A 12,389-nucleotide genomic window follows, 5' to 3' on the forward strand; every position below is an offset into this window, starting at 1 on the left:
TTCTTTTTGACTTATTTAGAATTTTATATCTAGAAAAATACTATTCTCTGAAAACAATTAATTCTCAAAGAATAGTACTTTTTCAGGTCTGACTAATTAGTGTTTTGAGAGATGGCGATTTGTGCAAAAGGTAAAAAGCTTACCATCCATAACAGTAAACACGAATATCTTATCTTCATTATTATAATTTTAAAGGTTATAATAATTATACAAGATATTGCCTGGTTTTACTCATTGAACAAGTGAATACTGCCTGATTTTAAAAGACTGCATATACGATATATTTATGGTGGTCATTGACTTTATTCATTCTTTATATAATATGATCCCTACCCTTTTTATATGCTCTATTAATTCTTGATTCTCAATTTTATCAAATATTGATATGTCTATATTATATGGTAATAACAAATCATCAAGTTCAGTCTCAATCCTCAGAAGCATATTTAAATTTAATTTATCACCAACTAAACTTATATCAATATCAGAACCCTCTCTGTAATTGCCTTTTGCCCTTGAACCATAAAGAATGGCTTTGCGAATAGCTGGATAGTTAGCAAATACTGAGTTAAGTTTATTTATATGTGTTTCCTTTAATCCGTACATTATTCCTTATCAAATAGACTCTGCTGTTCTCCAGCTCTTTTTCCTTCCATCACTTCTTTAAAAGCTTGAAATGCAAAATGATATTCATTTATTATTTTTAAATATATCTCATTAGCTGTTCCTTCATTGTAGGTATGTGATGTTTTAATTCTACTTTTTATCATATCCATCCACATGTCTCCATTTTCGATAAGTTTTGTAGAAAAGGCAAACCTAATAGCGTCTCTGGAACCGCCTATGTCGGAGTTTCCCTGGTAAAGAGCATAATCTTTCATTACATTCCAAGCCATCTCATATGTATATTCAAAACGTTGAATCAATCCTTCCTTAATAATCTCTTCTAATGTATCTTCTGTTTCCTCAATCTCAGTTTCTAAATCGTTCTTTTTATGTTCTTTCTTTATATACTCTATAGCTTCTGATAACTTTTTTAAAGCCTTATTGTAGTTGGAAAACCTTTGTTCCCATCTTATATCTTCTTTGCCTGTCATTTTGCTATCTTATATTGTTTTAAAAAACTCCTTAAAGTTAGGAATTTATTACTCTTCAACTGTAGAGGTATAGCCTTTATTTATTTAACCTATTTTTTAATTCATCGTAATCCTCAATCTCGCTTTCCTTTTTCCAAGTAACATTCTCAAATCCTAATGTCAGCATACTCCACAAATACTCCCGGTCCTTACCTCTATAATTATCAATCCGTTTAATTACCAAATCAGGTTGACATAAATAACAATCACCTAACGACCATGCAGGCATTTCGTTTGCGGACTTTTGATTATCATTCATAATTTTCAAATAGTTATCCAGTAAATCAATGTCCTTGTTTTTGCAAAATAATCCAGAGAGAAATGGCAACAAAGGAGTGTAATTTGTCTCCTCAAAATTTTCAAATTCGCTAAGTAATTCCTTTATCTCTTCATTAGGTAAGATGAGCCTAAGCGAATCATATTTTATCCTATAATCACGCAGTTGGTTAATTGAATTGATTATCAAAGCACGTTGTTGTTTTTCCTTTAAATCTTTTATCAATTGAATCTTTGATTTATGTACAAATCCAGTTTTTGTGTAAAAATTATCAATCTTCCACCAATTATCTTCTGTTGGCTCGCATAGAAAGAATTCTGTCTCTTTAATTTTAAATAAAATTTTTGAATCAGTACTTTTATTAGCTCTAACATTTACAAATCCGTCTGTGGCACTAGTCATTGCTAATTCTGATTGTCCGAAGTTTAGGATCGGCATCAGTAGTCCAATTGTTAGTATTATTAATGTTTTCATTGTCATGTTTTAATTAACCCTGCCACCACGCATGTCCTAAAGCGTTATTAATTTAAAATAAGATTGAAAACCTCACGATACAAGCCTTCTGTAGCAAGGGCTATTAGTGTTTGGTATTTATATATTCTTCTACTTGATTAATAAGTCATTTAATCTTTTTTCCTTCTTTTGCTATATTCGAATATAATGATGTCATTCTGTGTTTTAATTCCCAGTCATTCTTTGTATAAATTAATGGCGATATTACTTCTCCTGTTTCCAGCTCTAGTTCATAAAAATCATCCATTATTTTTGTCTCTTCTTCGAATGAAATCTGTGCTTTGTTTAACAAAACAAGCAAATCCCAATCAGACATTTTGCTTGCTTCACCTCTTGCCTGTGAGCCATATAAATACACTTCTGCATTTGGGTATTTCAACTTAGCGAAGTCTGATATTTTTTTTAATATGTCACGGTTTATTTCCATGTTTTAAAGATAATTATTTTATCTAAGTACTACTATTATTTACCTTTTTTGGTATTTACTTAGCTCCTGCCACCACGCATGTCCTCAAGCGTTATTATTAAAAACCATACGATACAAGCGTGGGGTACTGGGGAGCATTAAAATAACCTCAATAATGGGATTTATTACTCTTCAACTGCGGAGGTAAAGTCTTATTCAAAAAAATCACTTTGTGAATTTTTTGAATATTGGGACGTTGTCCCAAACCCAATCCCGATTATGGTTTTGTAAGGTTTTGTCAGTAAAACCAACAAAAACCTATTTCGGGACAAAAAACGCTAGACCAAGAGAATCCTTCATCACGCAACACCCTTCAATTCCGACCTACACACATCCTTTCCGAATCAAGTTCGGAACAGGCTCTCAAGTGCGCCCTTGAAGGCCTTTCGCCCTCCCCGGCCCGGACTCTTGCTCTGGCTTACCCGCCTTGATTTACAGCTCCAAAACTTATTAACTTCTTATTTAAAGGTGATAACTCTAGCTGCTGAACGTGTCCTCAAGCGTTATTAATTTAAAATAGGTTGAAAAACTCACGATACAAGCCTTCTGTAGCGATAATCTACAACCCACACTAGCCAACCAAGCCCTTTGAACAAATAAGTGCCTGGTATTTTTATCCTTTATCATAAATTGATTTAGTTACAATTCCTTCTTTTTCTTTTAATAATTGAATATTATATCCATATTTCTGCAACTCAAATTTTTCAGCTTTCGATATTGTAGAATTATTATTCTTTTCAATCAATTCAGTAATACGGCTATTGTATGAATAAACTTTTACTTGTCCGTTGCATATAAAGGAACATAGAAGAAATATTATACTAATCAGGGTTTTCATTTTTAAATTTATATATATGTGATGACACTTGGTACTAACATTCAGCAAAACGTACTCCGTTTATATTATATTATCCGGTGAGTCATTCATTTAAAAATCCGGTTTTAACGAATCTGTATCCATTTTGCTCATATTTTGGCTATTAAATTCAGGTGACTCATGTTTTAAATCGCCTTTGTAACAAACAACTCCTAAAATTAATCAAATAGCACAATACAAATTCACAGGTTAATCAAAAAAAAACTCCACGTTTCTATAAAATAACTCCGTTGTCCTATAAAATATCTCCGATTTTCAATAAAATAGCTCCGCTCTCCTATTAAAAAGAACGGCGTTTTTATTCTTTTTACAGGATTTGCTTCGCTTTTTAAGCTGACTCAATATTTTCTATTCTATTTGCTATAAATTTTATACAACTTGCTATTATTTATAGCGGAATTCCTATAAAAAAGAACCGATTTTGTATAAAATTTATAGGAATGCGGTTCTTTTTTTAGCGAAAACGGCGTTATTTTACTCGTGTACGATTCTTTTTTATAAAAATGCGGTTTTATTTAACAGGTACGCCTGTTTTTATTTATGGCAGCTTGAGTAATAATTATTGTAAAGACTATATTTTTAAGCAACTTACCTTAAAAAATATTCAAATACCGGTTTATTTTATTGAAATGCAGAGATATTTTACTGCTAAATCATACATTTTTATAGAAATACGATTATATTTTTTAGTTCTTTCCCTTATAAAAAAAAGAAGTTCGGCTATTATTTTAACCGAACTTCCTTCCAATATATCACTCAAACTTCTTCTCTTATTTACTCTTCAATCCCTTTACTAACGTCTTGCTTTCTTTTACCCGAAGGGAACCTTGAACTAAGATCGTCATAAACACCTTTTGCACCAGGCACGTTATTGCTTGCAGCAAACTTTGCATTTTTATAAAAAAGCAATGCTTGAGTATAGGCTTCGCTACCGGCTAAAAGTGTTGTATCCGATATTTCATCTTGCATTTGTTGCAATAAATCCTTTATTGGCAATAAACCGGTGGCATCTGTTACATCAACATCAAAGTCCTTTTCGGTAACATAGGCAGGGAGTAATTCAGGATGTTGCTTACTATACTTATGGGCATTAACAACAAAGGCCATAGTTTTTTCGCCCATTTTAGGTAAAGTTTTTCGTTCCTCCTTGGTTAAGGTGCTCATATGAGGCCCTAAAAGATCTTTTACCTCATTTAATTTACGTTTTACTTCTTCCATCACATCTGATGGAACGCACGAAGCATGTTCATTCTTCATGAAATTTGTATATTTGTAAAGTTATTAATGGGACCATTAATGACTTCCGTAAACTTTGCACGGTGAAGGAGGTCAGGAATGGTCCTTTTTTATTAAAATCATAACAAATTAATGTTAATTAATTATAAATACCAAACTATTCTGTTATATGTTTTAGAATTATTGTGTTTTATAATAAACTATTTTGATTGAACCATTTCCCAATAACAGATCATTAGATTCTGGATAATAGACAAAACACCACTTCACACCACCCTCTGATTCAACATCATAAAAACACAACCTCATCTTTTAAAAAAGCATAAAATAGAGTTGCCATAAAAAAACCACAAAGTATTGTCTTAAAAAAACACTAAAAAAGGGTACCTGGAAAAACCGGGCACCCTTTAAATAGAATAAATGAAAAATTAATTTCGCTGAACTCTGGATCACATTATATTCAACGAAAATAACAAGCTGATCATACTAATTTTTTAAAAACTTGATATTCTGAACATCCTCCCCATCATTCACCTGTAAAAGGTAAACACCAGGATTAAGATGAGATACGTTAATGGGATTTATATCCCCACTCACCGTTTTCAGTTTTGTACCATTGCTGTTCATAATTGAAATTGAAGTGCTGGCCGACAGGTTCTGTGAAATATACATGGTATCACCCACCGGATTCGGATATAAACTCAATTCTTCCTGAACAGGGTTCTGCTTAACGGCAGTTGGATTTTCAGGATACTGATGATCGAGGCTTCGTAACGACAAGCCAACATCTATATACTGACCCCCAACAGTTTGATTACAGTGTACAGCCAGTAAATTAGTGCCATTTTGTATTAATGCCGCTTTCGCTTCTGCCGAAACAGATAAAGTAACATACTTACTTGTATAGCCGGTAACAGAAGCTGCTAACACACCATTAATGTATACCTGGCAAGCTTCATCGTGATGGATATACAAGTACAGATCATCTAAATTTACTGAGCTAAGATCGCCCAATTCAAACTCCCTGCGCATCCAGATATCGGAAGTGTTCCAGGTAGTACGGACAACAGCTCCCGGCGTACCCTCTGTACCAAAACCTCCTGCAGCAGATTGCCAATGACTATCTGTATAGGTCGTTTCGTACCAGTTTACCGCCGGCTGTGATGTCATATATTTCCATACCTGCGCTTCTTTTTCTGAAGACGGCACAAGCTCTTTAATATAGATATCATGGTTGATTACCTTGTCGTTGGCTGCATATATTCTGCTAATATCCGCCTTATCCAAACGATCATAGGTCATCAATCCATTTAACTCAATTTCCACATCGGTAATCTCAGTATAAACCCCGGCACTCAGTCCGTTATTGGTTTTATAAATGGTAAGCATATCCATATACTCCTCATAGGTCGACAGGTATTCTTCTTCGTTTTCAACAGTGATATACTGCATTAAGCGCGAAGGATCCCAAAGGTGGCCATCAATATTATATCCAATACCGCCAAACTCGCCACAAGCCCTTACCTGGGTTGAGGTTTCGGGACAGGTTGGTGGCGGATAGCTATGGTAATCTAAAATGTGGCCTACATTTGCAAACGGACCTCCACTACCCTGGTTCACCATACGGGTTGGATCCATATCCATAACCATATTAACCAGCTCAGGCACCCTATGCTGTCCCTGGTACTCATTAAACACAACCCACATCACAATACTTGGGCTGTTCCAATGCTCTTCAACCATTTCTTTAAGTTCGCGCTCATAAGCAACCTCTTCATTGGGCTGAGGATTTGAGGTATAAGAATTCATCGAAGGCATATCCTGCCAAACCATAACGCCCAGTTTATCTGCCCAATAGTACCATCTTTGAGGTTCAACCTTAATATGCTTACGTACCATATTAAAGCCATACTCTTTTATTTTTTCTATATCAAAACGAAGTGCCTCATCCGTTGGAGCAGTATATAATCCATCAGGCCAAAAGCCTTGATCCAAAGGCCCTAAATGAAACAGGAACTCATTGTTTAAGTATAGTTTCTGAATACCATCTTCTTCAACCATAGCCATTTTTCGCATCCCAAAATAACTGTCTACCTCATCAATCACGTTTCCGTCCTTTTTAATCTTGATATTGATATCGTACAAAAACGGACTGTCCGGCGACCAAAGTTTTTGATTTGGAACTGAGATATTTGTCAGCTCGTTTACGTTGCCACTGGTTGTTTGAATGGTGGTTTCTCCATCTTTTACTGTAGCAGTGTAGGTAACACCTGTTGCATCTCCCCCGGTATTTACTGTTAAATCCAATACCGCCTGGTCAATATCCGGAACCATTTTAATATTATCGATATGAGTTTCAGGAACAGGCTCCAACCACACCGTTTGCCATATACCGGTTACCGAAGTATACATAATCCCTCCCGGATATAGTGTCTGCTTTCCACGAGGATAACCTTTACTATCTGTAGGATCATAAACCAATACTGCCACTTCCTGATCACCTGATCCTGTTATGGCATCCGTGATATCGAAGCTAAAGGAATCATAGCCTCCCTGATGGGTTCCGACGGTTTGACCATTAATCAATACTTTACATACGTAATCCACCGCTCCAAAATGCAATTTCACACGCTGTCCGCTCCACGCTTCAGGAACTGTAAATGATCTTTTATACCATAAGTACTCGTGGTATTCCATAATTCCTGAAATAGCTGATTCAATAGCAAAAGGAACCAATACTTCCTTTTGTAAGGCGCCATCCGGAAGGTTGTCGCTAATAGAAGATGCAGGCTGGTATTGCCAGATACCATTTAAGTTAAGCCACTCACTCCTGGCCAATTGAGGCCTGGGGTACTCAGGCAACACATTGGCCGGATCAACATCTGCAGCAAACTCCGTCATTAATGCAGCCTGCTTCATTTGCCAGGGAACTTGTGCAAACAACACTCCCGGCAAGAATAACAATAATAGATTTAATACAATTTTCATGTTTTATAATTTGATTTTTATGGTCACATGGAACTCGCCAGAAAAATAATCTTCTTCGTGTATGAGAACCTATTCTCATGGCTCGTTTCATCTCATTAGATTTAAATACTCGTTTACAATTAACAATAGACCGTTAGATTTTAGATAATAGACATTAGATTGATTTACAATTCGCTTAAAATCAATAAGGTAATAATTTTGCCATAAATTATTCAATATGTTTAGAATCTGCACATTATAAAAATTTAACGAACTAATGAATTAATAACACTACTTCCTAATCCTTCTCTTGCTAACACCTTCAAAAGTGATTTTAACCGGATCTATCTGGCCTTCCTCATTAAACACCAGTTTATCGATACAGGTAACCCTATGGTTGGCATCAATTTCTCCCAAAGGTCTCCGGTGGTATATGATGTACCATTCATCTTCTCCCGGTACTTTGATTAAGGAATGGTGCCCGGCACCTGTTGCCACATCTGCATCCTGTTCCAGGATGACTCCAATTCGTTTAAAGGGCCCAAATGGTGAATCTGCAATGGCATAGGCAACTTTGTAGTTAGGACCTCCCCAACCACCTTCGGACCACATAAAATAATATTTACCATTGCGGATAAACATAAAGGGGCCTTCAACATAATTTTCGGGGGTTATTTCTTTAAAAACAGAGCCATCCTCATAAGGAACAAAACCTGTAAAATCATCTTTGAGCTTTACGATATTACAGTGTCCCCACCCCCCATAAATCATATAGTATTGCCCGTCGGAATCCTTAAACACAAACTGATCTATAGGCTGAGCTCCATTGTGGATTTTATCCAGCAAGGGTTTTCCCAGATAATCTTTATATGGCCCCCCCGGCTTATCTGAAACTCCAATTCCAATACCTCCTAGCTCCTGGTTATTTTGAATATCGTTGGCCGCAAAAAACAAGTAATACTTTCCTTCCTTTTCTATGGCTGAAGGAGCCCACATGGCCTTTTGCGCCCATTTAACTTCTGTGGTATCAATAATCCTTTTGTGCTTCTTCCATTTCACAAGATCTTTTGAGGAAAAAGCATCCATAAAAATCTGATCTTCGTAAGGAGCTGAGAAAGTTGGAAATATCCAATACTCATCATCGAATACCAATCCTTCCGGGTCGGCATACCACCCTGGAAATACCGGATTTCCTGAAGTTTTAACTTTCTGGGCAGAGATATTTACAGTAGTTAATATGATTGCTATTGCCCAATAATATTTTACCCTTTTCTTATTCATCAATTTCTTCCGTTTTCTTGTTGAAAAACTTTATCACTTATTTGCTATTATTCATTAGTGAACGAATATGGGATAGACGACTTTTTAGTTCCCCTTTTGGTATTTGGTTTGTCGCTCATTTCAAAGTTGATCTCAGCACCTTTCATCAATTCATCATACTTGAAATAATTACGATCCCACTTTTTACCATTAAACTGTATTTCATCCACATAGCAATTATCGTTGGTATTTTTACCTGCTTTAATGTTAATGGTGTTTCCATTTTCGAGCTTTACTGAAATATTATCGAAAAGAGGTGAGCCAATTACATATTCATCCGTAGCAGGTGCTACAGGGTAAAAGCCCATGGAGCTAAACACATACCATGCAGAGGTTTGCCCGTTGTCTTCATCGCCACAATACCCGTCTGCCTCAGGGGTATATAATTTGTTCATTACCTGACGCGCCCAGTACTGCGATTTCCAGGGTTGTCCTGCATAATTATACAAGTAAATCATATGCTGTATAGGCTGGTTTCCATGTGCATAGTTACCCATGTTCATCACCTGCATTTCCCTGATTTCGTGTATTACACCCCCGTAGTAGGAATCATCAAATACCGGCGGCACAATAAATACCGAATCGAGCATGTTGACAAAGTTTTTGTTTCCTCCCATAAGGTCAATTAAACCCTGTACATCATGAAATACCGACCAGGTATAGTGCCAGCTGTTTCCTTCGGTAAAGGCATCACCCCATTTAAAAGGACTGAAAGGAGACTGGAAAGTTCCATCCTCGTTTTTACCCCTCATCAAACTACTCTCCTTATCAAATACATTTTTATAGTTTTGACTTCGCTGTGCAAAAATTTCTATTTCGCTTTCCGGTTTGCCTAAGGCTTTACCCAATTTGTAGATACAATAGTCGGCAAACGCATATTCAAGTGTTCTGGCCACATTTTCGTTGATACCCACATTATAAGGCACATACCCCAGTTTGTTATAATAATCAGCACCATAGCGTCCTACAGAATGAATGGGGCCTACGCTTTTTGAATTTTTGATTACCGCATCCCACAATGCATCTATATCATATCCCCTGCGGCCTTTTAGCCAGGCATCGGCAATAATGGTGGCCGAATTTGAACCAATCATACATCCACGGTGACCGGGACTAGCCCATTCGGGCAACCAACCACTTTCTTTGTAGGTGTTTGCCAATCCTTCCTGAATTTTTTCATTTAAAGAAGGGTACATCAAATTAAAGAAAGGAAATACAGCACGGAAAGTATCCCAAAAACCATTATCGGTAAACATATATCCTGGTAAAACCTCACCATTATACGGACTGTAATGCATTACTTTTCCGTTTTTGTCGAACTCATAAAACTTACGTGGGAATAACAGCACACGGTACAAACAAGAGTAAAAAGTTCGTATTTGCTGTTCCGATCCCCCTTCAACCTGTATCCTCGACAGTTCTTTATTCCAGATATCTTCGCCTTTTTGTTTCAGTTCTTCAAAAGAATCATTCTTTAATTCCTTCAGGTTTAATTCAGCCTGATCGTAGCTGATAAACGAAGATGCTACCCTGGCATGAACCTGCTCGCCCTTTTGCGTTTTAAAACGGATGGCAGCACCTACATGGTGATCTTTCAGCTCTTTTACATTTTCAACAATGTGGTCTTTGCTCCATACATCACTCGTTTCAAATTCTTTATCAAAAACAACCACAAAGTAGTTCTTAAAATTATCAGGAACCCCACCGCTGTTTTTTGTGGTATAACCTATAATTTTATTCTCTTCCGGAATAACTTTGATGTAAGAACCATTATCAAAGGCGTCTACCAATACATAAGACTTATCGTTATCCGGGAACGTAAAACGGAACATGGCAGCACGCTCTGTTGGTGTAATTTCTGTAACCACATCATAATCGGCCAGATATACCTTATAATAGTTTGGTTTAGCTATTTCTGCCTTATGCGAAAACCAACTCTCACGGTCGTCGCCTGTAATTTTTAACTCCCCGGTTAACGGAAAAAGAGAAAACTGTCCATAATCATTTATCCAGGGGCTGGGCTGATGGGTTTGTTTAAACCCGCGGATTTTATGGGCATCATAACTATACACCCATCCATCACCCATTTTACTGGTTTGAGGTGTCCAGAAGTTCATCCCCCAAGGCAAGGCAATAGCAGGGTAAGTGTTTCCTGTTGACAAAATAAATTCAGAATCAGTACCCATTAACGTGTTTACATATTGAAATGGGGTAAAATCCTGCGCTACAGTTTTCAGGCTTATTACAAAAGAAAGTAAAAGCACAGATAGTATCGGTTTCTTTAGCATTTTATGATGATTTTATAAATTGTTTTTCATACTTCCTTAGCTAATAAAACTTAAGGACATGATTTACTCATAAGAAACAACCAATAAGTTTATTAATTGTAACGTATACAGTTGATGAAAAACACTATCATAAAATGACTCAATAGGTGACTGATAAATAAGAAAAGCGTAATTAGTTCATGCAATTAAAGTCCAATTTCTTCCCTCCTCACAACCTCTGACTAACTAAAGGGAGAACCTAAAAGACTGAAAGCTTAATAACTCAAAACAACTTTAACAGGAAAATGGTCGGAGGGTGTTCTGGATTCGTATTTGGTTAGAGAAACTTCTTTTGGGAAATTACCGTTTTGCTGAGGCGTACTTTCAGCAACTTGAGTTCTATAGGTATCTGTTAAAATGCCATATCGCTCCACTTTAAAATCGGGACTAACAAAAACGTGATCTATTCTACTCTCTGTTTTCGTGTTTATGTGGAAACCATTGAATGTTCCATTTAATGCATAGCATACTTTTGCAACTTTATAGCAATCATTTAATAAGTGTGAGCCTTCCAAAATGGCGTAGTTCGGACTGTTTTGATCCACATTAAAGTCCCCTGTCAGAACAACAGGAATATGGGGACTCATTTCTGTGATCTTGTTTAAAACTAATTTTGCACTATTCTTACGAGCCTCCACTCCTATGTGATCCATATGCAAATTAAAGCAGAAAAACTCAAAACCTGTTACCTTGTCTTTAAACCTGGCCCAAGTACAAATCCGCGGTAAGGCCGCATCCCAACCTTTATTTGGTCTGTCAGTGATTTCCGAAAGCCAGAAATGACCTGATTTCAATACTTTGCACTTCTCCTTTTGAAAGAAAATAGGAGCATATTCACCTTTAGTTTTGCCATCGTCACGGCCTACTCCAACATAGTCATATCCAGGTAAACCTTGTAACATATCAAGCAACTGATCATGCAAAACTTCCTGAGCTCCCAAAACCTCAAAATCGTTAAACCGGATTAAATTACAAACTACCGGACACCTTTGTTCCCATCCGTTACCTTGAATAGAATCACCTGAATTATGATAACGGATATTAAATGATCCTACGGTTATTTCTTCTGCTTGTTCAGAACAACTTGCTAACAGAACTGCAAAAAGGATTAAAATAGAACTTAGTTTCATGTGTTAAATTTATATTCAATCACTAGTGTCCGACTAAAATATTAATCTTCAGACTTACATTACTTTTGTCTCAAGCCGACGGGCTTTTACTTTCTTCCTTCAGCTGAAGAAAGTAAACAAAGAAAGCCGCCGCTGACATG

The 12,389-nt window shown here is 36.5% G+C and carries 10 protein-coding genes; all 10 read right to left on the minus strand.

Going from position 1 to position 12,389, the window contains the following annotated elements:
• Nucleotides 1-306 precede the first annotated feature (306 nt).
• A complete protein-coding gene (locus OM074_RS20380) occupies nucleotides 307-606 on the minus strand; it encodes a nucleotidyltransferase domain-containing protein (protein ID WP_301202515.1) in 300 nt (99 codons plus the stop codon).
• Complete coding sequence (locus OM074_RS20385; protein WP_301202517.1) at nucleotides 606-1,097, minus strand: nucleotidyltransferase substrate binding protein; 492 nt, start codon at nucleotides 1,095-1,097, stop codon at nucleotides 606-608. Before OM074_RS20385 ends, OM074_RS20380 begins: the two co-directional genes overlap by 1 nt.
• Nucleotides 1,098-1,173: 76 nt before the next feature.
• Nucleotides 1,174-1,887 carry an SH3 domain-containing protein gene (locus tag OM074_RS20390; protein WP_301202519.1) on the minus strand — a complete coding sequence of 238 codons (714 nt, stop codon included), beginning with the start codon at nucleotides 1,885-1,887 and terminating at the stop codon, nucleotides 1,174-1,176.
• A gap of 145 nt (nucleotides 1,888-2,032) precedes the next feature.
• The gene (locus tag OM074_RS20395; RefSeq protein WP_301202521.1) at nucleotides 2,033-2,353 is read right to left on the minus strand and encodes a nucleotidyltransferase domain-containing protein; all 321 of its coding nucleotides are present in this window, start codon (nucleotides 2,351-2,353) and stop codon (nucleotides 2,033-2,035) included.
• Between the two features lie 652 nt (nucleotides 2,354-3,005).
• The gene (locus tag OM074_RS20400; RefSeq protein WP_301202523.1) at nucleotides 3,006-3,230 is read right to left on the minus strand and encodes a hypothetical protein; all 225 of its coding nucleotides are present in this window, start codon (nucleotides 3,228-3,230) and stop codon (nucleotides 3,006-3,008) included.
• A gap of 813 nt (nucleotides 3,231-4,043) precedes the next feature.
• The gene (locus OM074_RS20405; protein ID WP_301202524.1) at nucleotides 4,044-4,526 is read right to left on the minus strand and encodes a hypothetical protein; all 483 of its coding nucleotides are present in this window, start codon (nucleotides 4,524-4,526) and stop codon (nucleotides 4,044-4,046) included.
• A 465-nt stretch (nucleotides 4,527-4,991) separates the two neighbouring features.
• Nucleotides 4,992-7,493 carry a sugar-binding domain-containing protein gene (locus OM074_RS20410; protein ID WP_301202525.1) on the minus strand — a complete coding sequence of 834 codons (2,502 nt, stop codon included), beginning with the start codon at nucleotides 7,491-7,493 and terminating at the stop codon, nucleotides 4,992-4,994.
• Between the two features lie 270 nt (nucleotides 7,494-7,763).
• Complete coding sequence (locus tag OM074_RS20415) at nucleotides 7,764-8,753, minus strand: glycoside hydrolase family 43 protein (protein ID WP_301202527.1); 990 nt, start codon at nucleotides 8,751-8,753, stop codon at nucleotides 7,764-7,766.
• A 47-nt stretch (nucleotides 8,754-8,800) separates the two neighbouring features.
• Complete coding sequence (locus OM074_RS20420) at nucleotides 8,801-11,080, minus strand: GH92 family glycosyl hydrolase (RefSeq protein WP_301202528.1); 2,280 nt, start codon at nucleotides 11,078-11,080, stop codon at nucleotides 8,801-8,803.
• 254 nt (nucleotides 11,081-11,334) lie between these two features.
• Complete coding sequence (locus OM074_RS20425; protein ID WP_301202529.1) at nucleotides 11,335-12,249, minus strand: endonuclease/exonuclease/phosphatase family protein; 915 nt, start codon at nucleotides 12,247-12,249, stop codon at nucleotides 11,335-11,337.
• Nucleotides 12,250-12,389 lie beyond the last annotated feature (140 nt).

It is taken from the genome of Plebeiibacterium marinum, assembly GCF_026013615.1.
GTDB classification, from domain to species: domain Bacteria; phylum Bacteroidota; class Bacteroidia; order Bacteroidales; family Marinilabiliaceae; genus Saccharicrinis; species Saccharicrinis marinus_A.

What these genes read in the sequence shown, in the direction of transcription:
- OM074_RS20400 (WP_301202523.1), bottom strand. Translation starts at nt 3,230, where the DNA reads ATGAAAACCCTGATTAGTATAATATTTCTTCTATGTTCCTTTATATGC.
- OM074_RS20390 (WP_301202519.1), bottom strand. Translation starts at nt 1,887, where the DNA reads ATGAAAACATTAATAATACTAACAATTGGACTACTGATGCCGATCCTA.
- OM074_RS20405 (WP_301202524.1), bottom strand. Translation starts at nt 4,526, where the DNA reads ATGAAGAATGAACATGCTTCGTGCGTTCCATCAGATGTGATGGAAGAA.
- OM074_RS20385 (WP_301202517.1), bottom strand. Translation starts at nt 1,097, where the DNA reads ATGACAGGCAAAGAAGATATAAGATGGGAACAAAGGTTTTCCAACTAC.
- OM074_RS20410 (WP_301202525.1), bottom strand. Translation starts at nt 7,493, where the DNA reads ATGAAAATTGTATTAAATCTATTATTGTTATTCTTGCCGGGAGTGTTG.
- OM074_RS20425 (WP_301202529.1), bottom strand. Translation starts at nt 12,249, where the DNA reads ATGAAACTAAGTTCTATTTTAATCCTTTTTGCAGTTCTGTTAGCAAGT.
- OM074_RS20395 (WP_301202521.1), bottom strand. Translation starts at nt 2,353, where the DNA reads ATGGAAATAAACCGTGACATATTAAAAAAAATATCAGACTTCGCTAAG.
- OM074_RS20415 (WP_301202527.1), bottom strand. Translation starts at nt 8,753, where the DNA reads ATGAATAAGAAAAGGGTAAAATATTATTGGGCAATAGCAATCATATTA.
- OM074_RS20380 (WP_301202515.1), bottom strand. Translation starts at nt 606, where the DNA reads ATGTACGGATTAAAGGAAACACATATAAATAAACTTAACTCAGTATTT.
- OM074_RS20420 (WP_301202528.1), bottom strand. Translation starts at nt 11,080, where the DNA reads ATGCTAAAGAAACCGATACTATCTGTGCTTTTACTTTCTTTTGTAATA.